The 24,098-nt window shown below is 56.2% G+C and carries 22 protein-coding genes and 2 tRNA genes; 21 read left to right on the top strand and 3 right to left on the bottom strand.

Annotation, left to right across the window (positions count from 1 at the left end; translation table 11 throughout):
• Positions 1 to 41 precede the first annotated feature (41 nt).
• From ABSE13_RS04225 to ABSE13_RS04200, 6 genes are all read left to right on the top strand, one after another.
• Positions 42 to 113: transfer RNA gene (locus ABSE13_RS04225), tRNA-Ala, on the top strand.
• 166 nt (positions 114 to 279) lie between these two features.
• A complete protein-coding gene (locus ABSE13_RS04220) occupies positions 280 to 909 on the top strand; it encodes a DUF47 domain-containing protein (RefSeq protein WP_424027244.1) in 630 nt (209 codons plus the stop codon).
• A 2-nt stretch (positions 910 to 911) separates the two neighbouring features.
• Complete coding sequence (locus tag ABSE13_RS04215; protein ID WP_424027243.1) at positions 912 to 2,093, top strand: inorganic phosphate transporter; 1,182 nt, start codon at positions 912 to 914, stop codon at positions 2,091 to 2,093.
• 57 nt (positions 2,094 to 2,150) lie between these two features.
• On the top strand, positions 2,151 to 2,780 hold the full coding sequence (locus ABSE13_RS04210) for a DUF47 domain-containing protein (protein ID WP_424027242.1): 630 nt from the start codon (positions 2,151 to 2,153) through the stop codon (positions 2,778 to 2,780).
• Positions 2,781 to 2,811: 31 nt separating this feature from the next.
• Entirely contained in the window at positions 2,812 to 3,843 is a 1,032-nt protein-coding gene (locus ABSE13_RS04205) for an inorganic phosphate transporter (RefSeq protein ID WP_424027241.1), read from the top strand.
• Positions 3,844 to 4,020: 177 nt separating this feature from the next.
• A complete protein-coding gene (locus tag ABSE13_RS04200) occupies positions 4,021 to 5,211 on the top strand; it encodes an inorganic phosphate transporter (protein ID WP_424027240.1) in 1,191 nt (396 codons plus the stop codon).
• A gap of 554 nt (positions 5,212 to 5,765) precedes the next feature.
• Here ABSE13_RS04200 and nth read toward each other — a convergent pair.
• Positions 5,766 to 6,410 (bottom strand): endonuclease III, encoded by a 645-nt coding sequence (gene nth, locus ABSE13_RS04195; RefSeq protein WP_424027239.1) that lies wholly within the window; start codon positions 6,408 to 6,410, stop codon positions 5,766 to 5,768.
• 7 nt (positions 6,411 to 6,417) lie between these two features.
• Positions 6,418 to 6,492, bottom strand: a tRNA-Pro gene (locus tag ABSE13_RS04190).
• A gap of 306 nt (positions 6,493 to 6,798) precedes the next feature.
• Between ABSE13_RS04190 and ABSE13_RS04185 the strand changes: the two genes are divergently transcribed.
• From ABSE13_RS04185 to ABSE13_RS04155, 7 genes are all read left to right on the top strand, one after another.
• Positions 6,799 to 7,377, top strand: a complete 579-nt coding sequence (locus ABSE13_RS04185) for a hypothetical protein (RefSeq protein ID WP_424027238.1) — start codon at positions 6,799 to 6,801, stop codon at positions 7,375 to 7,377.
• A gap of 15 nt (positions 7,378 to 7,392) precedes the next feature.
• Positions 7,393 to 7,572 carry a hypothetical protein gene (locus tag ABSE13_RS04180; protein ID WP_424027237.1) on the top strand — a complete coding sequence of 60 codons (180 nt, stop codon included), beginning with the start codon at positions 7,393 to 7,395 and terminating at the stop codon, positions 7,570 to 7,572.
• Positions 7,569 to 8,798, top strand: a complete 1,230-nt coding sequence (locus tag ABSE13_RS04175) for a hypothetical protein (RefSeq protein ID WP_424027236.1) — start codon at positions 7,569 to 7,571, stop codon at positions 8,796 to 8,798. The genes ABSE13_RS04180 and ABSE13_RS04175 overlap by 4 nt, the downstream gene beginning before the upstream one ends.
• Before the next feature lie 190 nt (positions 8,799 to 8,988).
• Positions 8,989 to 9,924 carry a hypothetical protein gene (locus ABSE13_RS04170; protein ID WP_424027235.1) on the top strand — a complete coding sequence of 312 codons (936 nt, stop codon included), beginning with the start codon at positions 8,989 to 8,991 and terminating at the stop codon, positions 9,922 to 9,924.
• Between the two features lie 85 nt (positions 9,925 to 10,009).
• The gene (locus tag ABSE13_RS04165; protein ID WP_424027234.1) at positions 10,010 to 11,242 is read left to right on the top strand and encodes a hypothetical protein; all 1,233 of its coding nucleotides are present in this window, start codon (positions 10,010 to 10,012) and stop codon (positions 11,240 to 11,242) included.
• 5 nt (positions 11,243 to 11,247) lie between these two features.
• A complete protein-coding gene (locus tag ABSE13_RS04160) occupies positions 11,248 to 11,826 on the top strand; it encodes a DUF2178 domain-containing protein (RefSeq protein WP_424027233.1) in 579 nt (192 codons plus the stop codon).
• A gap of 12 nt (positions 11,827 to 11,838) precedes the next feature.
• Entirely contained in the window at positions 11,839 to 12,066 is a 228-nt protein-coding gene (locus ABSE13_RS04155) for a helix-turn-helix transcriptional regulator (RefSeq protein WP_424027232.1), read from the top strand.
• Positions 12,067 to 12,115: 49 nt separating this feature from the next.
• Here ABSE13_RS04155 and pyrH read toward each other — a convergent pair whose 3' ends face one another.
• Positions 12,116 to 12,820 (bottom strand): UMP kinase, encoded by a 705-nt coding sequence (gene pyrH, locus ABSE13_RS04150; RefSeq protein ID WP_424027231.1) that lies wholly within the window; start codon positions 12,818 to 12,820, stop codon positions 12,116 to 12,118.
• 34 nt (positions 12,821 to 12,854) lie between these two features.
• Between pyrH and ABSE13_RS04145 the strand changes: the two genes are divergently transcribed.
• The 8 genes from ABSE13_RS04145 to ABSE13_RS04110 all read left to right on the top strand — a co-directional run bounded on the left by ABSE13_RS04145 (position 12,855) and on the right by ABSE13_RS04110 (position 24,082).
• The gene (locus ABSE13_RS04145; protein ID WP_424027249.1) at positions 12,855 to 13,022 is read left to right on the top strand and encodes a hypothetical protein; all 168 of its coding nucleotides are present in this window, start codon (positions 12,855 to 12,857) and stop codon (positions 13,020 to 13,022) included.
• A gap of 34 nt (positions 13,023 to 13,056) precedes the next feature.
• Positions 13,057 to 14,070, top strand: coding sequence for an AmmeMemoRadiSam system radical SAM enzyme (amrS, locus tag ABSE13_RS04140; RefSeq protein WP_424027230.1), 1,014 nt, complete (start codon positions 13,057 to 13,059; stop codon positions 14,068 to 14,070).
• Positions 14,060 to 14,572, top strand: coding sequence for a Mut7-C RNAse domain-containing protein (locus ABSE13_RS04135; RefSeq protein WP_424027229.1), 513 nt, complete (start codon positions 14,060 to 14,062; stop codon positions 14,570 to 14,572). The genes amrS and ABSE13_RS04135 overlap by 11 nt, the downstream gene beginning before the upstream one ends.
• Before the next feature lie 121 nt (positions 14,573 to 14,693).
• Complete coding sequence (gene purB / locus ABSE13_RS04130; RefSeq protein ID WP_424027228.1) at positions 14,694 to 16,034, top strand: adenylosuccinate lyase; 1,341 nt, start codon at positions 14,694 to 14,696, stop codon at positions 16,032 to 16,034.
• Positions 16,035 to 16,147: 113 nt separating this feature from the next.
• Entirely contained in the window at positions 16,148 to 17,941 is a 1,794-nt protein-coding gene (locus ABSE13_RS04125) for a PAS domain S-box protein (RefSeq protein ID WP_424027227.1), read from the top strand.
• The gene (locus ABSE13_RS04120) at positions 17,938 to 18,306 is read left to right on the top strand and encodes a response regulator (RefSeq protein WP_424027226.1); all 369 of its coding nucleotides are present in this window, start codon (positions 17,938 to 17,940) and stop codon (positions 18,304 to 18,306) included. The genes ABSE13_RS04125 and ABSE13_RS04120 overlap by 4 nt, the downstream gene beginning before the upstream one ends.
• Positions 18,307 to 18,398: 92 nt before the next feature.
• A complete protein-coding gene (locus ABSE13_RS04115) occupies positions 18,399 to 22,955 on the top strand; it encodes a PAS domain S-box protein (protein ID WP_424027225.1) in 4,557 nt (1,518 codons plus the stop codon).
• Between the two features lie 92 nt (positions 22,956 to 23,047).
• On the top strand, positions 23,048 to 24,082 hold the full coding sequence (locus ABSE13_RS04110; protein ID WP_424027224.1) for a sensor histidine kinase: 1,035 nt from the start codon (positions 23,048 to 23,050) through the stop codon (positions 24,080 to 24,082).
• Positions 24,083 to 24,098 lie beyond the last annotated feature (16 nt).

Raw genomic sequence — 24,098 nt, 5'->3', positions numbered from 1 at the left:
GAACAATTCTTTTAACCTATGGCATCCTACTAGATAGGAGCGGGCCGGTAGATCAGTGGTAGATCGCTTCCTTGGCATGGAAGAGGCCGCGGGTTCAATTCCCGCCCGGTCCATCCCGTTTTCGATTTCGTTTTCGATTTTTCCTGATTCGTCTTCCCGGTGTCCTGATCTTCCGGGGGTTCCTGGTTGTTTCCGGAAATTTTCCGGCCCGTCAGGCAAATTCCTTCCAGTCAGGAAGTACTTTTTTATACTCAGGGAATAAGGGTAGCTTTGAATATCATGCGTATCCGTGACCTGATCCTGCCCGAAGACAAGGTTTTTTTCACGCTTTTTCTCGAGATGGCGGAAAAAATCGGGGAGTCGGCAACGACCCTCAACGAGATCACCCATGAACTCCCCGGGGGCACGGAGAAGGCCCACAAGGTGCGCCAGATCGAGCACCACGGGGATGAAATCACTCGGAAGATCTTCGAACAGCTGGACGAATCGCTCATCACGCCCCTTGAACCGGAAGAGATCGCACGCCTTGCCCCGGTCCTCGATGATGTGCTCGACCGCCTTGACTGGGTCACCCACCAGCTCTGCAACTATGGGATCCCGGAAACAAACGATGTGCTCAAGGAATACTCGTACCTCATCATGCTGGCGAGCATCGAGATCAGCCACGCAGTGAAGAGTCTTTCAACCCTGAAAGATCCCGACGAGGTCAGGACCCACGTGGCAGAGATCAGCCGGCTCTACAACCTCTCGACCGAGCTCCTGTCCCGCGCCATCCTCGATCTCTTCAAGACAAAGGATCTGCTCCTGATCATCAAACTCAAGGATATTTACGAGGGGTTGGCCCGGGTCATGGAGAAGTGCAATGACGTAGGCCACGCGCTCAGTGACATCGCCAAGGCCCATTCGTGATCATGGATTCCCTTGTCCTCTTCGGGATCATCCTTGCTCTCGCACTGAACTTTGTCAACGGGCTCAACGATGCCTCACATTCCATTGCCACGGTGGTCGCAACCAAGGCCCTTTCACCGGGTAAAGCGGTCCTGTTTACTGCAATCTGCAACATGATAGGACCGTTCCTCTTTACGACTGCCGTCGCTGCTACTATCGGCACGGCAATCGTCTCAAAGAGCGGGCTTACACCCTTCTCCATTGTGGTCGCCATGGGAGCCGCAATCATCCTCGTCTTCGTGGCAACCCGTGCCGGGATCCCCATCTCCAGCAGCCACGCAATGGTCGGGGGCCTGCTGGGAGCCGGGATTGCAGCCGCCGGCCTGTCCGTAGTGATCCTCCCCGATAACGGCGTGCTTGTGCAGGTAGTAATCTACGGCCTGATCGGTGCAGTAATAGGTGGCATCGTGCTTGGCCTGTTTACTGCTTCCTTCCATGAGGACATCCGTCTCGGTGCCATGCTCGGCGCGATCTGCGGAGCGGCGTTGATCATCCCGGTCCTGATGCTCGCGGGCGTCATAAAAGTCTCAGGTCTCCTGGCCATCGTACTCTTCATCTTCATCTCCCCGATCATCGGGATGGTGAGTGCATTCCTCCTGGACATCCTCGTCTCCCACCTCTTCCGGCACTCCCGCCGGAACCGGATGACGCGGATCTTCCAGCCGTTCCACGTGCTCGCCTGCCTTGTCCAGGCGACCGCCCACGGTGCAAACGACGGGCAGCACGCAGTCGGTGTCATCACGGCACTGCTCGTCGCGTCCGGCATACTCATGACGTTTGACGTTCCCTCGTGGGTGATCCTGACAGCGGCAATCGCCATCGGTCTCGGGACCTGTTTTGGCGGCTGGCAGGTGGTGGACAAAATGGCAAAGGACATCACGAAGATCCGGCCGTACCAAGGGTTCTGTGCTGCCACGGCCAGCAGCGCGATTCTTGTCAGCGTGACCCAGGTCGGGATCCCGGTTTCCTCGACCCACGCGATCAACGGTGCGATAATCGGAGTAGGTGCTACCCGGGGCAGGAACGCGGTGCAGTGGAAGGTAGTCCGCGAGATGATGACCGCCTGGATCATCACCATCCCGCTTGCCGTCACCGTTGCATGGGTCGGGTACTTTGTCACATCGTTTGCCCTGACGGTAGTATAGAGTCAACATATTTCGCTATATTTTTAAGATCTACCGTCTATTACCACTGGGTTTGTTATGGGTCTCCGTGAATTGCTGATACCGCAGGATAAGATCTTTTTTGATTTGTTCGAACAGCAGGCAGGGATTGTCAAGGAAGCTGCCTGGCAACTGGTAGCCCTGACCGAGGATTTCACGAATGTCAAGGAGAAACGCCACGCCATCTGGCTGCTCGAGAGCAAGGGAGACCAGGTCACCCATGCGATCTACGACCAGCTGAACCATACCTTCATCACTCCGCTCGACCCCGAGGAGATCTCACGACTCGCCTCGACCATGGACGACGTGCTGGATTATATCGACGGGGCAACGGAGAAGATGTTCTATTACGGGATCGCGTCTACCGACTCGCACATGATCGAACTTGCGAAACTGATCCACATGTCCACCGTAGAGATCGAGAGTGCGGTCAAGGGGATCCGCTCGATCAAGGACCCCCGCTACATCGATGAGCGCTGCATCGAGGTGAACCGGCTGGAAAATATCGCCGACGATGTGCTGGCCCACGCAGTGACTGACCTCTTCAAGACGGATAATGCGATCGAGATCATCAAGCTCAAGGACATCTACGAGCACCTCGAGACGGCAACGGACTACTGCGAAGACGTGGCAAACGTGCTCTCAGACATCGCGATCAGGCATTCATGACCATGGGATACCTGATACGTGAGGGGATTGCATGATCGAAGCCACATGGGAACTCATTGCTGCCATCATCGGCATCGCGCTCGTATTCGATTTTACGAACGGGTTCCATGATTCAGCCAATTCCATATCGACCGTAGTCTCGACAAAAGTCCTCTCCCCCCGGAACGCGGTGGTATTTGCCGCCTTTTTCAATTTCGTCGCTGCCTTCGGGTTCGGTGTCGCCGTGGCAAACACCATCAGCACGATCGTGGAACTCAACGTTGTCTCCCTCGCTGTCGTGCCCTATATCGTGCTCGGGGCGCTGATCGGGGCGATTGCCTGGAACATCATCACCTGGTTCTTTGGTCTTCCCACGTCCTCTTCCCATGCACTGATCGGGGGTCTGGTCGGGGCGGGGATCTCGGCTGCCGGCCTTGCCGCAATTCGATGGAACACGGTCGGGACCGTGGCGCTCTTCATGGTCCTTTCTCCGATCATCGGCCTGATCTGCGGGTTCTTGTTTATGGCCGCAATCCTGTGGCTGACGCGTAAGGCCAACAAACAGTCTGCGGAGAGCCATTTCAAGCGGCTCCAGCTCTGCTCGGCAGCGGCCTACAGTTTCAGCCATGGTACAAACGACGCCCAGAAGACCATCGGCATCATCCTGCCCCTGCTCTTTGTCGTCGGTTATGCTGGTGTCGGCACCAACCCGAACCACCTCCTCGTTCCTGCCTGGGTCATCATCGCTTCCTACACGACCATTGCGTTTGGCACGCTGGCAGGAGGATGGCGTATTGTCAGGACCATGGGGTATAAGATCACCAAGCTCCGGCCGGTCCAGGGTTTTGCTGCGGAGACTGCCGGTGCTGTCACCATCCTCGGCGCATCGGTCGCAGGAATTCCCGTCAGCACGACCCACGTGATCTGCTCCTCGATCATGGGGGTTGGTACGACGATGGGAACCAGCACCGTGAAGTGGGGGGTAGCCCGGAGCATTGTCATCGCATGGGTCCTTACGATCCCGATCAGCGCCATCATCGGGTTTGCCGCATTTGCCGTGATCCGGGTAATCATTGGATATTGATTCTTCGTGAAAGCACCCCCGATGTACCCCCAAAAGCAGCCAGTCCCGGGGATGGAGCGGTTCGTCCTATCTTTTTTTATCCTCACGCGTAAAGAGGACAACTACACAACAACCGCTGCCACGGCCAGTACGTGCAGGGAATTTCCCCGGTAAGATTTCCGGGTAACCGTGACCATCATGGAACCGCTCATACTGTTTGGAATCATCCTTGCGCTCGGCCTTGCATTTGTCAACGGGCTCAATGATGCCTCGCATTCCATAGCAACCGTTGTCGCCACCCGGGCCCTTTCACCGGCAAAAGCGGTCTTCCTCACGGCGATATGCAACATGATCGGCCCGTTCATATTCACCACGGCAGTTGCGGCCACGATCGGCACGACAATTGTCACAAAGAGCGCCCTGACCCCGACATCGATCATCGTAGCCATGGCAGCCGCCATACTCCTCATATTCGTTGCAACCCGGATCGGGATCCCGCTCTCCAGCAGCAATGCAATGGTCGGCGGCCTGATGGGGGCCGGTGTTGCGGTCGGGGGGATCGGTGCCATTCTCCTTCCCGGTACAGGCACGGTACTCCATGTCATATTCTACGGTCTTGCCGGTGGCGTTGCCGGTGCCCTGATCCTTGCCGGCCTGACGTACATGCTCGGGGCGGATGTCCGGCTCGGCGCACTGCTCGGGACGATCTGCGGGGCGGCACTGATCATCCCGATCCTTATGGTGGCAGGCGTACTCAAACTCTCCGGCCTGCTCGTCGTCGTGATGTTCATCTTCATCTCGCCGATCCTAGGCATGGTCTCTGCATTCCTCTTCGATATTGTCATAACCCACCTGTTCCGCCATTCCCGTCAGAACCGGATGAAGCGGATCTTCCAGCCGTTCCATATCTTCGCATGTCTTCTCCAGGCCGCAGCCCATGGGGGCAATGACGGCCAGAACGCCGTGGGGCTGATCACGGCCCTGCTCGTGGCATCCGGCATCCTCGCCAGTTTTGCCGTGCCGCTCTGGGTCATCCTCGCTGCTGCACTCGCCATCGGCCTCGGCACCTGTTTTGGCGGCTGGCAGGTAGTGGAGAAGATGGCACACGGGATCACGAAGATCCGGCCGTACCAGGGATTCTGTGCCGCCACTGCCAGCAGCGGGACGCTTGTCATGGAGACGCTCTACGGTATTCCCGTCTCCTCAACGCACGCGATCAACGGGGCAATCGTCGGGGTCGGGGCAACCCGGGGCAAGGATGCGGTACAATGGCGTGTGGTCCGGGAGATGATGACGGCATGGATCATCACCATCCCACTGGCATTCGTATGCGCATTTGCCGGCTACCTGGCATTCTCCACCGTCATTTTCATCCTCGGGAGCATCTGACGATTAGTTCAGAGAAAATCTATGCATAGCTGAAAGAAGAACTCTGAAGAAACAGACATGAGCCATTAAGGTTCACTCCGGATGAAAATTTGTGAGGCTCCCCCGCCTCAGGGCCACTCCGGGGAGGCAATCGTCGCTTCAGCGAGGATTGACTGGAGAAGAATACGCAAGGATTCTTCGACTTGCTGAATCTCATGAGAGATGAGGCACGGCGGGGCGGGGAAGTTTTTTTAAATTGCTTTCAGTCAATGATCCGTTGCGGGGGCGTCCCGCCGGGGGCGGCGGCTTCCATCGTAACCGGGGGTATGGGGGTTTCAACCCCCATCATCAAACCTGAAGAGCACTATTTTCAAAGGAAATCCTTGTGTTAAAACAATTTTAGTATTATATTTGAGTGAGGTTGTGACAGTACCTGTCCTCATGAAGAACCTTGCGGATTCATCTCAAGCCAGCTCTTCCCTTCGGGAACAGCAGGTTCCCCCGAGAGCGTTACTATTTTTACAATGTATACAGAGCAGAAAAATGAAGTGAGAGGAGGACGGAAAGACCGCTTATTATTTCAGGTCCCGGTAATACCGGCAGTATTCCGTGATCACGCACCGGTCACAGAGCGGCTTCTTCGCATCGCAGGTGGCCCGGCCATGGGCGATGAAGACGTCCGTAAGATCGCCCCATTCGTCCTGCGGGTAGAGGGCCATGAGATCCCGCTCGATCACGGCCACGTTGTCGGTATCCGAGAATCCGATCCGCTGTGCCAGCCGCCGGACATGGGTATCGACCGCGATCCCCGCGTTCCGTCCGTGCGCATGGTACATCACGATGTTGGCGGTCTTGCGCCCCACACCCGGGATCGTCAGGAGCTCGTCCATCGTCTCCGGGACATTTCCCCCGAATGTCGAGAGCAGCGCCTGCGATGCCGCGATGATGTTCTTTGCCTTTGCGTGGAAATAGCCGAGGCTGTGGATGATCGGTTCCACGTCATCCGTCTTTGCCTTTGCAAGTTTCGCGGGCGTCGGGTATTTTGAGAAGAGCGCTTTCTTTACCTTAAGCACAGCCTTATCGGTCGTCTGGGCGGAAAGGATCGTGAGGATGAGTACTTCAAACGGTGTGCCCCGGGCAACGGTCAGGGGAGCTTCCCGGGCATCCGGATAGCGTTTTAGCAGAAGAGAATAAACCCGGAGTGCATCCTGTTTTTTCATGGTCCAATGGGGTAGGGCGGATTCGAACCGCCGTCAAAGCGTCCCAAACGCTCTAGGATGGACCAGGCTACCCTACTACCCCGCGCCATCATAGTTGCGCCGGGAAGATAAAAATAGGTAGTGGTGAGATCGCGCACTGGAAAAATTACGGCCTGTGAGAGAACGAACCTATTGATAGTCTGAACTTTTTATGGTCCGGGGTTGTCATCAGGCAGAACCAGGTCCGACAGGGGCCGTTCTAGCAAAAATATTTTTGCTATATGCCAAAAAGTTTATACATAATGCACAATAAACTGTGCATTGTGGGAAATATGAAACAACACGCCATTGCAATTACTCACCCCCAGAGGGAAAGAGAGCATCGTACCAAACCAGTCCAGGAGAAACCATGAAAATTCAACAGAAATCAGGCACAGTTCTCATCTGCCTCGCCACACTCATCCTCGTCGCGGCCATTGCGATCGCCGGCTGTGTAGACTACGGTCAGGGCCAGCAGAGCCAGATAACACCTAATGGTAATCAGCAGAGTGAACACCCTGCCGCCGTCACGATAGTCACGACAAGGATAACGATTGCACCGGCACCGCTGAAAACTGCTCAGCCCACCCAGGCACCGGGTCTTTCTACCGCGGGCATAGCGATCGATCCTATCGGTGTCAAGAACACCGGGGACAAGTTCCTCATCACCGGCACGACCAGTCTTCCCGCAGGCACAAACCTCTTCTGGCAGGTCATGCCGGATACGGGAACACCCCCGACCGGCCTTGACGGGAACTCACAGATGAGTATTGTGGGAAACAGCCAGGTAACGAAAGGGAGTGGCACATCGAACCGGATATCGATCGCTGCTGACCTGGGCAGTCTTGTGCCGGGGAAGTACGTTGTCATTGTGGGTGAGATGAAAGGAGATCCGTCAGATTTTGCGATTGGGAACCGGTATGGATACACATACTTTACCCTGAAATAGGCCGGTATGCACTCCATGAGAAGACATCCATCAGTCTTTTCCGGAAACCAGGCAAACCAGCAAAAATCCTTGCAACGGGCAGGAAGCGGCTTATCGCAAAAGTTCCTGTTCGCCACGATCCGGGAAAAATCCGGCGATTACTATCCACCATATGAAAGGAGAGAAACCACGGAACAAATGAAGGAGATATCATGAAAAACAAGACCCTCATGTACGGCAGCATCCTCGCTGCCGGTATTATCGTCGTCGTATTATGCGTCGGCATGGTCACCGGATTTTCGGTCGCAAAACCGTTCATCTCCGTTGACCCGATCAGCGATAAGAACATTGGTGACCAGTTCACCATCACGGGAAACACCAGCCTTCCGGCAGGAACTGAAATTCTTTTCCAGATCTATCCGGCATCCTTTGAAGCTGCAGCAACAGATCCACAGACCGGCGCACAAAACGGTGAATTCACCGGGGCAACCGGAACCGTGACAGTCACACAAGGCACCGGGGGTACGAACACCTGGTCTGTGGATGTAGACCTGACGACTTTCCTGCCAACGGAATACCTCGTGAATGTATCATTATTTACCGGGGACGCAAGCAGGGGCGATTTCTCCACGGGCAATCCTTTCGGCACAACGACATTCACTGTCCACCCGGCTTCCGGGTCAGCGGTCACGGCCGGTACATCCCGGCTTTCAGATAACGCTGCCCCGGGCGGTATCCTCATCGATCCCATTCGTGACACAAGCGCCGGAGATCTCCTTGTCGTGACCGGAAGGACCAACCTGACGGTTGGCACGGATCTCATCGTAAAAGTGATCCCTGAATCCACGGATAGTGCTCGTATCGTCGGTGATTACCAGAACCCGGAGAATGCTGCAATTACAAAAGTTGTCAAAGGCTCCGGTTCAGGCAACCGCTTCTCAGTCTCCTTTGATACCCGGCTCCTTCCCCCTGCGGAACATATCGTCACGGTCTCCAACGTGAAAGGCAATGCAGCCGGTATTGATTCCGAACCTGGTACCGTAACCGGGTCCTATCTGTTCAACATTATTGCGGGCGCAGCCGGCACCAGCCAGTCCGGAAATGACACTTCCGTGCCCGGTATCTTCATCAATCCCGTAGGTGATACAACCGTGGGAGATCCCCTGGTTGTATCGGGAACGACCAGCCTACCGGTCGGCACGGGATTCATCGTGAAGGTTATTCCTGAATCAAGTACCGATAACCAGCACCCGGAGATTGCAGCAAGTACAGCTGCTGTCAAAGGTTCCGGTACTGCCAGCCTCTTCTCAGTCACCCTTGATACAACGAAGCTCAGACCGGGCGGGTATATCGTTTTTGTCTCGGATGTGAAAAGTGATGTGTCCAGCGGGAATTATGAGCCCGGCCAAGCAACCGGGTCCGCACTCTTTGCCGTAACATAGGTCGTTATGCACACAACGAGAAGACACCCATCAGTTTTTTCCGGAAACCGGGCAAAACAGAAAAAATCCCCCCAACGACCAGAAACCGGGTTATCGCAAAAGTTCCTGTTCGCCATGATCCGGGAAAAAATCCAGCGATTGCTCTCCCCCATGGGAAAGTGCATCGTACAAAAAAAGTCTGGGAGAAACCATGAAACATCAACAGAAATCAGGCCCCTTACATATCTGCCTCGCCGTACTGATCGTAGTCGCGACCCTTGTGATCGCCGGTTGTATGGAATCTACGCCCGGCCAGCAGGGCCAGATGACCGCCACGAATGATAAGCAGAACGAAAACCATGCCGCTGGCACGACCACCACGACAGGGACAATGAATGCACCAAAACCGCCAATAACTGCACAGCCCACACCGGCACCGGATCCGTCCTCCCCGTCCATAACAATCGATCCCGTCGGTGACAAGAACCTCGGGGATCTGCTGGTTATTTCCGGGACTACGAACCTGCCGGAGAAAACATGGGTCTATCTCAGTTGGACCTATGGGAACTCAGGAGAGGAGAAGATGGTAGCAAACAAACAGGTCCTTCCCGGCACGAACGGGATCAACCACTGGAGATTTGCATTCGATACAAGCGGGTTCAGACCCGGTTCCTATAACCTGACCGTCGCAACCCGGAAAAAAGACGTGGCGGGGTCTGCGCAGTTATCCCTTAAGGGGACGTTCCTTGGCACCGATAATCCGGTATATTATTCCGGAACGTCAGGGTCATCGGGATCGGCCGGTATACCATCTATCGCCGTACAACCGCCGGGAGACCATCAGCAGGGGGACATCTTCCTTATATCGGGCACGACCAGCCTTGCCCCGGGGACGCTCCTTTTATGCCAGGTGTATCCCGCATATTTTGAAGATAAAACAAAAAGGCCGGCCTCCTCATACGGTACGCCCACGAGTATTGCTGTCGACAGCATTGTTGTCAGGGACACGGGAAATGCCAACCGGTGGGCATGTGCCCTGGATACGGAAGGGTATGAAAAGACCGGGTATATTGTGAACGTTTCAACAATGAGTGAGGATAATACCGGGACAGAAATTTCCGGTTCGGCACAATTCACCATCCGGTGATCCGGACAAAGACCCCGTAGCCTGATGCGGGATCAAAGATAAAAAAATTTGTCTTAATGCACAAAATACATTACACGTGGCCCTTATGAAAAAGAAATATCTGACGTATGCCGGGATTGTCTCTGCAGCAATACTTGTCATCATGTTCGCGGGTATTCTCCTGACGGGCACGTTTTCCCTCTTCTCTTCAGTAACCATCGATCCTATCCTGGATCACCCTGCAGGGGATCTCGTTGTTATCACGGGGACAACGAACCACATGGCCGGAACAGTACTGGAACTGGATATAGTCGCAGTTTCACCCGCTCCCGGGACGAACCCCAGTGCCGGTGCAACAGATGCGTTTATTGTCCGGGGCGGGGGAATGTCGAACACCTGGTCAGCTGCACTGGATACTTCCGCTATCCCCCCGGGGGAATACCTGGTAAAAGCCTACTGGGTGAATGAAACCGTGCGGAGCGATCTCCTCGCAACATCCCGTCTCACGCTGACCGGTACGAAACCAACCCTGACTGAATCTCCCGGCACGGGAACGAACCAGACTGTATATATCACGGTAAATCCCCCCGGCACGATATGGCGCGGGGAAAAACTCCTGATAACGGGAACAACCAACCTGCCGGAAGATACCGGACTCCTCTATGCAGTCATCCAGCAGTCCAACACATCGGTCTTCACCGTGGACCCGAAGACCGGAAAACAGGAAGTACGGGGTGGGTCCACGCGAACGGGACTTATCCATGTACTGCCGGGGATAGATGGTGTCAACCGGTGGTCGTTTGCAGCCGATACTACTGAATTCATCCCGGACCAGTACCAGGTAATAGTCACGCTGGAAAATATCAGCACGGAGAATATCGGTAAGGAGGGCCCCTCTGGCACTGCACCCCTGATCGTGAAAGAAGCGATCCTGGACAGTGCTGCATCACCGGTACCGGAAAACAGTCCCTGCCAGGTCATCACAATTGATGCATTCCCCGACAAGTGGATCAATCAGACCTATACGATCACGGGAACAACCAGCTTTCCTCCAGGAACGGAACTGCTTGTACAGGTTTTTCCCATGGAATATGACCTGACCATAAACATGGGAATACAACAACCGGCTGCAGTCATGTCGGGTGCAGTGGGAACAGTGACCGTGGAGAAGGGGAACGGGAGCACAAGCCTCTGGTCCCTGACACTGGATAAGGGGAGGATGGATACGGACCAACAGAATTATCTCGTGAATATCAGTAATGACCGGATCGATAACCGGACATATGAAACCATATACGGGGACACATTCTGCTCAAAAAGACTTGTCCTCCCGGGCTGATTGTCATGAAACGCCTTACTTATCTTACCTGTTCCCTTATCGTGGCATGCATGGTTGCTGCGATGGTCGGGTGGTCGATGGCAGCCGGAAATTTCCTTATCCCCGTCATCGCCATTCCGCTTGGGATCATCGTGGTCCTTGCCTGCCGGGCACAGGTCGACACCGTAATAGCAGATGAGCGGGAAAACCGGATCCGGAGTAAAGCAGCGCTCCGCACTCTCGAAGTCATCGTCATCGGGGGGGCGATTGCCACGATCATCCTGTACTCCTACGTGGTGAGTGTCCCGCTCACGCCGGTAATAACCGGAAAACTGTTCATCAATGACGACGGGACACAATCCATGACGATCGCCGAGTATAAGGCTGGGAGCGTACCGGGCCCCGGGACCCTTATCCGGTCAACGACCATAAAGAACCTGAATGCCATGAACGAAACCGAAGCGATGACGTACTGTACTTACGTCCGTGAGGGCTTTTCTGAGAACGAACGGAAAGGCCTTGCCGGAATGACTATCGGCTTTGGCCTTGTTGCTCTTCTCGCCACGTTCGGAGCATTTTATCTTTATTACAACCGAAAGTACTAACCGCAGACTGCCATGAAAAACCGTATCAGGGTGCTCCGGGCCGAACTCGACATGACGCAGGAACAACTCGCAGAGCTGGCCGGAGTCACGCGGAACACGATCATCTCCATGGAAAAGGACAAGTACTGCCCGTCCCTCAAACTCGGCTTCCGCATCGCCCGCATCTTCGGCGTGGGGATCGATCAGGTATTCACTTATGAGGAGGACAAAGACGGGCCGTCATCAGAAAACGATAACTGACACTCATTTTTTCTTATTTTTCTTATAATTTTTTTAAGAGAGGCCGGTATTACAGCGGCAGTGGTTTCTTCTTCCCTTCCGAGACCACGGTGCCCCGGAACTTCCCCTTGAGGATCGCGTTCGAGAGGTTCTTCGGCTCCCTCCCGTCAAGCACCACGAGCGGGATCCCGCTCCGCTCCACGACACGGGCTGCTACGATATCGAGCACATTGTTGGAACCGGCGCCAAGAGCCGAACTCCCGACAATTTCCAGCAGTTTCTTGGGTGTCATCTCATCAAACCGGGTCGCTTCAGGGTCCTTCCGCGGGTCGGCAGTATAAATCCCGTCGACCGAGGTCGCGTTGATGAAGACCGAAGCCCCGACCCGTTCGGAAAGGACTGCGGCCACTGCATCGGTTGTCTGGCCCGGCGTTATGCCCCCCATCACCACGATCTTGCCTGACTCCCCGTACTTCTTCGCCTCCGCGTGGCTCTCTGCCACTTTCGGGTACGCGTCCTCGCCCAGCGCCGCGATCAGCATGGTCGCATTCAGCCGGGTGATCAGGATCCCGACTTCATCGGAGGTGCCCTCGTCGATCCCGAGTTCACGGGTGATGCTGATGTACCGGCGGGCCTCGCCACCGCCCCCGACCACGACAAAGAGCCGGTGCTTCTTTGCGATCTTCCTGAGGACGGGGACGTACTCTTTGATGGTATGGTTTTCGAGGGACGGAATCAGGATCGAGCCGCCCAGCGAGATGACAACCTTCTTCATTGCACTAGTTTTTGTACCGGGTGCTCATATAGAGTTGCTGACCATGTTTTACTGCCCGGTCTGCAAGAGTCCTGATATCTTCCCGGTAGCGGGAGGATACATGGGCCAGGTCTATGCCTGCAAGAAGTGTAAATACCGCGGTTCGTTCGTGCTCGAAATCGACGAGGCGGATGCGACTCCGGATACAGAAAACCGGGAGTAACCCGACCGTTATTATCCTGCCAGGAGGCACGTCAATGCACGAGGCTCGCCAGTATACAAAGACGGAGAACGATACCGTCACCTGTTCCGTCTGCAACCATCGCTGCATCATCAGGGAAGGAAAACACGGGATCTGCGGGGTCCGCATCAACGACAAGGGGACCCTGTTTGCCGGGACATACGGGAAGATCAGTGCCGAAGCGGTCGACCCGATCGAGAAGAAGCCCCTCTTCCACTACCTGCCCGGCACAACGTCCTACTCACTGGGGAGCGTGGGCTGCAACTTCCACTGCCAGCACTGCCAGAACTGGCATATCTCGCGGACAGATCTCAAAGACGCGATGCTCCGGGACCTCACTCCTGATGAGGGTGTACGCAGGGCAGTTGCCAACGGGAGCCGAAGCATCTCGTGGACGTACAATGAGCCGACCATCTGGCACGAGTACACCCTCGATATGGGCACGCTTGCGCGGAAACAGGGACTCGGGACCATTTACGTCACGAACGGCTACATAACGGAGGAAGCACTGCGGGAGCTATCTCCCATGCTCGGGGCCTACCGGGTGGACCTCAAAGCATTCACAAACGATTTTTACAAGAAGATCTGCGGGGCAAAACTCCAGCCGGTGCTCGACTCCGCGGCCCTGGCCCGGGAACTGGGCATGCATGTAGAGACCGTGACGCTCGTCATCCCGGGGCTCAACGATAGCATGGAAGAGCAGGAGCAGCTGATCCGCTGGGTGATTGAGCACCTCGGGCCGGAGACCCCGATGCACTTCTCCGCGTTCCACCCGGACTACAAGATGACCGACCGTGGCGGGACACCGGTTGCAACGCTCGAGAAGATCTACCGGAAGGCAAAGGAACTCGGGCTCCGGTTCCCGTACCTCGGCAACGTGTACCACCACGAGTACGAAAACACGTACTGCCCGGCCTGCGGGGCGATCCTGATCGAACGGCAGGGATTCAGCAGCCGGTTCCGGGAGCTGGACGTAATGCAGTGCAGGAAATGCGGCGAACACATTGAGATCGTGAGAGATGTTACCTGATTCCCCCCACCCGCCCCCACCAGGTCCCGGGACACGGTTCATTGCTGACAGGATGCTCGGCACCCTGACCCGCTACCTCCGGTTCATGGGGTACGACACCACGAGCGCAAACGGTCTCGCGGAAGGGAACAGCAAGGAGGATACGCTCCTCCTCGATATAGCCATGCAGGAGCACCGCATACTCCTGACCCGGGACGCAGAGCTGGCAAGGCGGGGGAAGGAACATGCGGTGCTTATCGGGCCGGAAGAAGTGATGGACCAAGTGCAGCAGCTGATCGACGCCGGGCTTGCCGAGCGGCGCATCACCATGAGCCGGTGCTCGCTGTGCAACACGCTCCTCCGGGAGGCACGGGACAGGGAAGTTTCAGGTGCGGACTATGCTCCCCGGGACAGGACGGGTTTTGTTTTCAGCTGGTGCGAGCACTGCCGGAAACTCTACTGGAACGGGTCGCATGGCAGGAATATTGGGGAGAGGATCGACCGGGAGCTGAGGGAGCGGTGATCGGGACCAGTGATTATTTTGACAGGTCACGGACTTTTAACGTTCATGGATTCGTCAGCCGGCTGATCCAACCCGGCACGATCCCCCAACCACTATATCCCAAAACATCCCATTTCTACCCATGGCAGTCCACCCCATCGAGGAGCGCTATGGCACAAAGGAGATGCGTGCCATCTGGAGCGAGACAAACCGGTTCTCGGCAGTGGTCAGTGCCGAAGTCGCACTGGCAAAGGCCGAGGCCCACCATGGCATGATCCCGGCAGCCGCCGCGATCGAGATCGATACGAACGCCCACAACGCCTCGCTCGAGCGGGCGAAGGCGATCGAGCTCGAGATCAGCCACGACATGATGGCGATCGTCAAGGCGATCTCGGAGGTCTGCGGGGAGTCGGGCCGCTGGGTGCATTACGGTGCGACCAGCAACGATATCCTTGATACCGCGACCGGGCTCCAGCTCGGCCAGACTCTCGACCTCATCGACGCAAAACTCCGGAAACTGCTCGCCGTTCTCCTGAAGCGGTCGGAGGAGACAAAGCACCTTGTCTGCATAGGCCGGACCCACGGGCAGCAGGGCGTGCCCACTACCTACGGCCTCAGGTTCGCAATCTGGGCAAGCGAGATGGCCCGGCATATCGAGCGCCTCGAACAGCTGCGCCCCCGGGTCGTGGTAGGGCAGATGACCGGCGCTGTCGGGACGCAGGCAGCACTCGGACCGATGGCGATGGAAGTGCAGGCCACGATGATGGCAAACCTTGGTATCAGTGCGGTGGACGTGTCGAACCAGGTGATCTCCCGGGACCGGTACGCGGAGTACTTCATGTTCTGTGCGGGGGTCGCGACAACACTCGACAAGATCGGCATTGAGATCCGCTCTCTCCAGCGGACCGAGATCGGCGAGGTCGAGGAAGCGTTTGGGGCAAAGCAGGTTGGCTCCTCCACCATGCCCCACAAGCGGAACCCGATCAAGAGCGAGCAGGTCTGCGGCCTTGCCCGGATCATCCGTTCCTCCGTCGAACCGTCACTCCAGAACAACACGCTCTGGGATGAGCGGGACCTGACCAACTCCTCCTGCGAGCGGGTGCTCTTCCCCGAGGCCTCCATCCTCACCGACCACTGCCTCAGGCTGATGGCCGTGGTCATCGAAGGACTCGTCATCAACCCCGCCGCGATCCGGCGGAACCTCGCGTTCCTCCACGGGATCAACATGGCCGAGGCCGTGATGATCGAACTCACGAAGAAGGGCATGAACCGGCAGGACTCCCACGAACGGATCCGGATGGCAAGCATGCAGGCCCTTGCCGAAGGCCGGCCGCTTGCCGAGATCCTCGGCACCGATCCCGAAGTGGTGCGGTACTGCTCAAAGGCCGACATCGCTGCTCTTCTTTCGCCGGATTCCTATATCGGCACATCTGTCAAACAGGTCGAGCAACTGATCGCAAAACTCTCACCGCTCTGCAGGTAACAGGATCTTCTCCATTTTTTACCACAGTCTGACACACACGCCTTCGCTCACGACTGAACATGCGTAAAAGATACTATATTTATAACCTCAAAGAGTAAACACCGGGAGTATCCATGGATCGGAACGTCAGGATCGGGGACTATTCCATAACGCACACGGATATCGTGCGTATCTGCGTCATCCTGTCGCTTACCCTTTCCTGTATCTTCATCACGTCGATCTCCCTCTCCCGGCATGTCGAGACCATCTACGCCCAGCTCTTTTACTTCCCTATCCTGTACGCCACTTATTTCTTCCCGAAACGCGGCCTCTACCTTGCCGGGTTCTGTGCGATTGTCTATGAAGTCCTCGCGTATATCTATGTCTTCCCGGACACGGGCGGCCTGATCTTCACCACCGGCCAGGCAATCCTTTTCATAGGTATTGCGGCGGTCGTCGCGTATTTCACGGAGAAGATCAACCAGAGCGAGGCACGCTACCGCAGCATCTTCGAGACCTCGCTCCTCGGGATCATCCTCTTCGACCAGAACAGTTTTGCGATCCGCATGACCAACTCGCACCTCGCGCAAATGCTCGGGTTCCCGGAGGAAGAACTGGGAAAAATGACATTCTCCCAGCTCTTCTTTGCAAAAGACGGGCAGCGGAGGTTCTTTGAATACCTGGGCTCGAGCGAGGATGTAGTCAACTTCGAGACCCTCTTTGTGGCAAAGGACAGGCGCCCGGTCTGGGTGAACCTGTCCTGGAGCAGGATCGACGATAACCTCGTTTCCTGCTCGGTCATCGACATCGACCAGCGCAAACAGGCCGAGCAGGCAGCCGAAGAGAATTACACGCAATACAAGCAGGTCACCGAGAACGCCCCGACCTGCATTATCATCCTTGCCCACAACCGGATCGTGTACGCAAACCCCACATTCCGGGCCTTCACCGGGTACGAACCCGGTGAGCTGATGGGAAACGATCTCCGGCCGATCATTCATCCCGAAGACCGGGACCGGTTCCCTGTCTTTCCCGATGCGCCCGATCCCCGCCAGCCCCTGCCCGGTATGACGGAACTCCGGTTTCTCACAAAATCCGGCGATACACGCCTCGGCACCCTCTTCTTTACCTGGATCCTCCAGAAAGGCAGCCATGCGGTGCTGATCAACCTCGTGGACATCACCGAACACGAGAAACTCAAGGTGACGATCCAGCAGGACAACGAGCGGCGGCGGGGCATCATCAGCACGGTCGCCCACGAGCTCAGGACCCCCCTGCAGCCGATCATGGGATACCTCAACCTGCTCACCCAGGATCCTGAGGCCTATGGTGTGACCGACGAGACAAAGGCGATCCTGGACCGGTGCGCAAAGAGCGTGGACCGCGAACGCCAGATCATCAACCAGATGCTGGAGCTCTCGGTCCTGGATTCGGGAAAGATCCCGCTGAAGTCGTCCATCTTCAATGTCCCTGACATGCTTAAAACGATCATCGAGGCCGGGGGATATACGACCAAGGCAGACATCAGCATGGATGTCCCGCCCGGCCTCCGCTTTGACGCCGATGAGAACAAGATCTCGATCGTGATCGATTCCATGCTCTCAAATGCGGTGAACTACTCCAAGCCTCCGCGGAAGATCCGGATCGCCTACCTCTCGAATGCGCAGGAGAAGATGCACAGGCTGGCCATCCAGGACAACGGGGTCGGCATCACCAACTCCCAGCTCGATGAGATCTTCGAACCATTCCAGCTCCCCGACTCGGGGAACGTGAGCAGGAAATATGATCGCATCGGGCTTTCGCTCTCGATTGCAAAGAAGTATATCCGGATGCACGGGGGATTCATCAGTGTGGATTCCGTAGTGAATATCGGGAGTACGTTTACCATCCATATCCCGAAACAGCGGCAGCATGAGGAAAAAGTATGAAACAGAAGATTTTTGTTGTCGAGGATGACGAGCCCATCCTCGACCTGATGGACATTCTGATCAGGAAACTCGGGTACGAACCGGTTCTGGTCGCAAACGGACTTGATGCACTTGAGATGATACAGAAGGAGCCACCGGCACTCATCCTGCTCGATATCATGATGACGCCGATCGATGGCTGGGAATTCCTGGAGAAACTCCGGGGAGAATATGGTAAGCAGGATATCCCGGTGATCATCTTCACCGCATCACCGGCCGTGGAAGAGCGGATGGCGCAGATCCATGATCCCCGGCTTGGGGTCCTCCATAAACCGGTCTCGTTCACCGAGCTCCGCGAAGCGATAGACCGGTATCTCAAACACTAAAACCGCCTCATTCCCTGCCGGTTCCCACAACTATCCTTATCTAGTATAAGACGAGAGGAATAAATATCAGGCGTGCCCGCCCGGAGAATTCCATGATCTCGATCCTTTACGTCGATGATGAGATAACCCTTCTTGAAGTCACCAAGCTCTACATGGAACGGACAGGTGAGTTCACGGTCGATACCTGCACATCGGCACACGCCGGCATTGAAAAACTGGACGCACACGTTTACGATGCTGTGGTCTCCGATTACCAGATGCCGGAGACGGACGGGATCGAATTCCTCAAGTACCTCCGTCCCCGCTACGGTACCCTGCCTTTCATCCTCTTTACCGGCAAGGGACGCGAGGAAGTGGCAATCGAGGCGCTCAACTCAGGCGCGGATTTTTACCTCCAGAAAGGTGGTGAGCCAAAGAGCCAGTTCGCAGAACTGCAGAACAAGATCCGTCACGCAGTTACACGCCGGCGGACAGAGGCGGCACTCCTTGAATCCGAGGAAAAATACCGGGATCTCGTGGAGAACATCAACGATGTCCTCTTTATCGTTGACACCAAAGGAACGATCACTTATATCAGCCCCATGGTCAGCCAGTTCGGGTATACTCCTGAGCAGGTGATCGGAAGACCGCTGCTGGAATTTGTCATACCGGATAAAGCGTACAATCTCCAGCAGAGGTTTGAGGAGGCAAGGCAGGGAATCATAAAACCCTATGAATTCCGGCTTCGCGACGACAAAGGGAAGAGGCGCTGGATCCGGAGCTCCAGCCGCCCGGTTTTCGAGGGGGAGAAGCTCCTCGGGCTCCAGGGCATCCTGACGGATATAACCGAACAGAAGGAAATGCAGGACGCCCTCCGGGTCAGCGAGGAGCATTACCGGGGAATATTCAACAATGCCCCGATCGGCATCTTCCACTCAACGCCGGATGGGAAGATCATCGACGTCAACCCGGTCTACTCCCGCATGTTCGGGTACGGGACTGCGGAAGAACTCATAGAAATCGTCAACCGTGTTGGCGTGGCCGGGGCACTCTATACCGATCCCACAAAACGGACCGGGTTTGTCTGGAAAGCCAGTGAATCGCGTGACTGGCAAACTTTCGAAAATGTGTACAGGAAGAAAGATGGCAGCACATTCGTTGGTCTCCTTTCATTCCGGTCCTACGTGAACCCATCTGCCGGCAACGAGGAACTGGAAGGATTTATTCTTGATATTTCTGAGAGCAGGAAAGCGGAGGCCCGGATTAGTGCGGTCGAACGGCGTTACCACAATGTCTTCGATGCGGCCGGCGATGCAATGCTTGTGCTGGACTACAATACCGGGGTGATACTCGATGCAAACCCGGCAGCTATCCATATGTACGACTATACCCGGGATGAGCTGAAGTGCCTGCAGCACAGGGACCTGTTTGCAGAGCCGGAGGCAACAAAGGTCACAGAACAGTGTACGGTACCATATCAGCCCCTGTTCTATTACCGGAAGAAAGACGGTACGGTCTTTGCTGCCGAGACCACGTCCAGCCAATACCCCCAGAAAAAGCGCACCATCTGCATCGTGAGCATCCGTGACATCACAGAGCGGAAAAATGCCGAAGAGCGGATGATCGCGGCCCAGCGGCTCTACGCGGTCCTGTCCCAGATCAACCAGGCCATCGTTCGGGTAAAAGATCTTGAGACCCTCGTTGCCGAGATCTGCCGGATATCGGTTGAATTCGGCCGGTTCCGGATGTCGTGGGTGGGCCTGCTCGACCACGAGTCGGGCACCTTCCGTCCCGTAGCACATGCAGGGTACGAGGAGGGCTACCTCGCATCGGGGATGATTAGTGTCGGGGGTGATGATGGGAAAAGCAGGGGCCCGACCGGCACCGCCCTCCGGGAAGGGAGGTACGATATCTGCAATGATATCGGGACCGACCCCTGTATGGAGCCGTGGCGGGATGAGGCACTGAAACGCGGTTACCATTCATCGGCCGCTTTACCCTTCCGGCTCCATGGCGAAGTGATCGGGGCATACACGATCTATGCGTCGGAGACGAACTTCTTCAACGAGACCGAGATCGCCCTGCTTGAAGAGATCGCAATGGACATCTCGTTTGCGCTTGATATGCTCGACGAACAGGCAAGGCGGACGCGGGCGGAGAAAGCCCTTGCGGGCAGCGAGGAACGGGTGGCATTCCTTGCAGAAGTGCTCGAGCTCTCGTCCCAGCCATTCGGCGTGGGATATCCGGACGGCCGCTTTGGGATCGTCAACCCTGCGTTCTGCGATCTTCTCGGATATCCGGAAGAGGAACTGCAGAACCTGACCTGGTCCGGCATCACTGCTGCCGAATACCGTGAGCCTGAGCGGCTCGCACTGGAAGAACTCGTAAAGACCGGCATTCCATTCCGGTACGAAAAAGAGTACGTCCGGAAAGACGGGGCACGCGTGCCGGTGGAGATTTTTGTTCACCGGGTCGTGAATTATGAGGGCAAGCTCCAGTATTTCTATGCCTTTATCACGGACATCTCCGCGCGACTTCTTGCAGAGAAAGCGGTACGGAAAGAACGGGACCAGGCCCAGCAGTACCTTGACGTTGCCGGTGTTATGCTGGCGGTGCTGGGAAGGGAGGGACAGATCACCCTGATCAACCGGCGGGGCTGTGAGATCCTCGGGTACCGTGAAGAGGAACTCATAGGCAGGAACTGGTTCGATCTCTGCCTTGACGAAACGATCCGCCCGGAAGTAAAAGACGTATTTGGAAAACTCATAGCGGGAGATGTTGCTTCGGCCGAATATCACGAGAATCCCGTGCGGACGAAAAGCGGAGAGGAGCGCATTATCGCATTCCATAATACAATCCTTACCGGCCCCGAAGGGATCACCGGCATCCTGTTCTCCGGTCAGGATATCACGGTGCAGAACAAGATGGAGAGCGCACTCCGGGGGAGCGAGGAGCGATTCAGGAACCTGATCCAGAAGGCCTCCGACATGATCCGCATCATCGACCGGAGCGGGCATATTGTCTACAGTTCCCCGTCCACCCTGCGCATAGTGGGGTACGATCCATCCGAGGTAATCGGGAAGGACCCGATCGATTACGTGCACCCCGATGACCGGGAACGCGTGAAAGACGCCCTCGGGGAGGTCCTGACCGGGACAAACCCCGGGATACCGACGGAATACCGGGTCCGCCATGCCGACGGGCACTTCATTGACGTTGAGGCCATTGCGACAAATCTGCTGGACGTGCCGGGGATCAACGGGATCGTCACGACCACCCGGCCGATCACCGAGCGCAGGAAAGTGGAGCAGGCCTTGAGGGAGAGCGAGGAGCGGTACCGTACGATATTCGAGGCCTCGGCTGATGCGATATTCCTGATGACCGATACGTTCCTTGACTGCAACCCGGAAGCGGAGCGGATGCTGGGGTGCAGCCGCGATGAGATCATCGGGCATGTCCCGGAAGAATTCTCCCCGGAGATCCAGCCGGACGGCCAGCGCTCACGGGACGCTCTGGCAGCGCATATCCGTGCGGCATTTGATGGCAGCGCACAGGTGTTCCCCTGGGTGCACCGGAGAAAAGACGGGACCCTGATCGATACGGAAGTCTCGCTCCGGACAGTGACAGTTTTGGACGAACACCGGCTCATTGCAATCATCCGCGACGTGACCGGCCTGAACCGGGCGGAGCGGCAGGTACGCAGGCTCGCCTCGTTCCCTGCCCTGAATCCTGACCCGGTCATCGAGATCAACCTCCGGAAGGAGATCACGTATGCAAACCCTGCCTGTTACCAGGCACTCGGCCGACTGAGTATGCCAGAGGATCCTGCTGCATTCCTTCCCGGCGATACCGGCGGGATAATCCAGGCGATCGGTGAGGGGAATGATGGAGATATCTACCGGGAAGTGCCCGTGGGGAGCGCACTGTTTGGCGAGACTATTGCCTATTCCCCGGAGTTTTCCGCAATCCGGATCTATGCGCACGACATAACGAACCAGGTCCGGATCACCAGTGCACTGGAGCAGGCGAACCGGAAACTGAATCTCCTGTCCAGTATCACACGGCACGATATCAAGAACAAACTGACCGGGGTGCTGGGATACCTGGAGCTCTCCCTTGGATCAACCCAAGACCCGGCCCTGCTGGACTTTTTACACAGGGCCGAGACATCGGCAAACGCTATCCGGCACCAGATCGAATTTACCAAGGAGTACGAGAACATGGGGATCAGGTTCCCCGTGTGGCAGGAACTGTCACCGGTCATTGAAGAGGTTAAAAGCCAGCTCGAGCTGGGGCCGATCACGATCGATGAAGAGACGGGCGGGATCAGTATCTATGCTGATCCGATGATCACAAAAGTGATCTACAATCTCATAGATAACTCTCTCCGGCACGGGCAGAAAGTCAGCAGGATAAGGTTCCTGACACGAATGTCCGAAGATGGCTGTACCCTTGTCTACGAGGATGACGGTGTCGGGGTACCCGCAAAGAATAAGGAGAAGATATTCAACCGCATGACACGATCAAATGTCGGCATCGGGCTCTTTCTGGCACGGGAGATCCTGGGCATCACGGGCATCACGATCGCGGAGACAGGAGAACCGGGCCGGGGTGTGCGTTTTGAAATTTCTGTTCCAAAAGGAAAATTTAACCTGAAATCGACAGAATGAAGTTTTTCCAAATTAATAATATTTAAATACAAAAAAATGGAACTAGTACTGTACCACACCGTCATAAGCCGGTGCAGTGCCCGTGAACCTCCATGATTTCCGTTCTTTTAATCGATGACGAACCGGATCACCTGGCCACTGCCAAGATGCATCTTGAAGGAACCGGCTCGTTTACCGTGGACATCTGCCCCTCGGCACACGAAGCCCTCTTCCTGCTCGCGCAGAAACAATACGATGCCGTAGTCTCGGATTACGATATGCCGGTGATGACCGGGCTCGATCTCCTTAAGAAACTGAAGGCACAGGGCGATCCAACACCATTTATCATGCTGACCGGCTGCGGACCCGAGCATGTCGTTATCGAGGCATTCAACGAGGGGGCCTCGTTCTATCTTAAGAAACACGATGACAAGGAGCGGCAGTTTGCCGAACTCTCCCACAAGATCCAGCTGGCGGTGCGGAGGCACAAGGAGAAACGGAACCTGGATCTCTTTGTGGATGTCACCCGCCATGACCTGCTCAATAAGGTTGCGGCGCTCTCCGGATATGTCGAGCTGGTCAGGGCGGATTCGCAGGATACGAAGATTCTCGGGTACCTGGCAAAACAACAGCTGCTCCTGACTTCGATCCGGGAGCAGATCAACTTCACCCGGGACTACCAGAACCTCGGCTCCCAGAAACCCCGGTGGCAGGAACTCGGAGAGACGATCCGGCATGCAGTCGCCATGTTACCACCCGACATCACTCCACCCGTCTGCACAGGGTGCAAGGACATCGAGATCTTTGCCGATTCACTGCTGGTGAAGGTCTTCTATAATCTGCTGGACAATTCCCTCCGTCATGGCAGGCATGTCACCTCCATGCGCTTTTCCAGTCACAAACAGGCAGCCGGGCTTGCCATCGTCTACGAGGATGACGGGATCGGCATTACGGACCGGGAGAAGGAATCCATCTTCCAGAAAGGGAAAGGCAAAAATACAGGCCTCGGCCTCTTCCTTATCCGGGAGATCCTCGGCCTTACCGGCATCACGATCCGGGAGACCGGCCACCGGGGAACAGGAGTGCGGTTCGAGCTGCTGGTGCCGGCTGACGGGTACCGGACAACAGATCGTAAATCAGCGGAGTGAGACTGGTGCAGCCGGC

This window comes from Methanoregula sp., from assembly GCF_049518935.1.
GTDB lineage: Archaea > Halobacteriota > Methanomicrobia > Methanomicrobiales > Methanospirillaceae > Methanoregula.
Note: the sequence above shows the minus strand (reverse complement) of the source record. Positions and strands in the feature narration are given on the sequence as shown.

Bases quoted from the DNA above. Each gene is read 5' to 3' on its own strand.
- ABSE13_RS04220 (WP_424027244.1), top strand. From the start codon at position 280: ATGCGTATCCGTGACCTGATCCTGCCCGAAGACAAGGTTTTTTTCACG.
- ABSE13_RS04215 (WP_424027243.1), top strand. From the start codon at position 912: ATGGATTCCCTTGTCCTCTTCGGGATCATCCTTGCTCTCGCACTGAAC.
- ABSE13_RS04210 (WP_424027242.1), top strand. From the start codon at position 2,151: ATGGGTCTCCGTGAATTGCTGATACCGCAGGATAAGATCTTTTTTGAT.
- ABSE13_RS04205 (WP_424027241.1), top strand. From the start codon at position 2,812: ATGATCGAAGCCACATGGGAACTCATTGCTGCCATCATCGGCATCGCG.
- ABSE13_RS04200 (WP_424027240.1), top strand. From the start codon at position 4,021: ATGGAACCGCTCATACTGTTTGGAATCATCCTTGCGCTCGGCCTTGCA.
- nth (WP_424027239.1), bottom strand. From the start codon at position 6,410: ATGAAAAAACAGGATGCACTCCGGGTTTATTCTCTTCTGCTAAAACGC.
- ABSE13_RS04185 (WP_424027238.1), top strand. From the start codon at position 6,799: ATGAAAATTCAACAGAAATCAGGCACAGTTCTCATCTGCCTCGCCACA.
- ABSE13_RS04180 (WP_424027237.1), top strand. From the start codon at position 7,393: ATGAGAAGACATCCATCAGTCTTTTCCGGAAACCAGGCAAACCAGCAA.
- ABSE13_RS04175 (WP_424027236.1), top strand. From the start codon at position 7,569: ATGAAAAACAAGACCCTCATGTACGGCAGCATCCTCGCTGCCGGTATT.
- ABSE13_RS04170 (WP_424027235.1), top strand. From the start codon at position 8,989: ATGAAACATCAACAGAAATCAGGCCCCTTACATATCTGCCTCGCCGTA.
- ABSE13_RS04165 (WP_424027234.1), top strand. From the start codon at position 10,010: ATGAAAAAGAAATATCTGACGTATGCCGGGATTGTCTCTGCAGCAATA.
- ABSE13_RS04160 (WP_424027233.1), top strand. From the start codon at position 11,248: ATGAAACGCCTTACTTATCTTACCTGTTCCCTTATCGTGGCATGCATG.
- ABSE13_RS04155 (WP_424027232.1), top strand. From the start codon at position 11,839: ATGAAAAACCGTATCAGGGTGCTCCGGGCCGAACTCGACATGACGCAG.
- pyrH (WP_424027231.1), bottom strand. From the start codon at position 12,820: ATGAAGAAGGTTGTCATCTCGCTGGGCGGCTCGATCCTGATTCCGTCC.
- amrS (WP_424027230.1), top strand. From the start codon at position 13,057: ATGCACGAGGCTCGCCAGTATACAAAGACGGAGAACGATACCGTCACC.
- ABSE13_RS04135 (WP_424027229.1), top strand. From the start codon at position 14,060: ATGTTACCTGATTCCCCCCACCCGCCCCCACCAGGTCCCGGGACACGG.
- purB (WP_424027228.1), top strand. From the start codon at position 14,694: ATGGCAGTCCACCCCATCGAGGAGCGCTATGGCACAAAGGAGATGCGT.
- ABSE13_RS04125 (WP_424027227.1), top strand. From the start codon at position 16,148: ATGGATCGGAACGTCAGGATCGGGGACTATTCCATAACGCACACGGAT.
- ABSE13_RS04120 (WP_424027226.1), top strand. From the start codon at position 17,938: ATGAAACAGAAGATTTTTGTTGTCGAGGATGACGAGCCCATCCTCGAC.
- ABSE13_RS04115 (WP_424027225.1), top strand. From the start codon at position 18,399: ATGATCTCGATCCTTTACGTCGATGATGAGATAACCCTTCTTGAAGTC.
- ABSE13_RS04110 (WP_424027224.1), top strand. From the start codon at position 23,048: ATGATTTCCGTTCTTTTAATCGATGACGAACCGGATCACCTGGCCACT.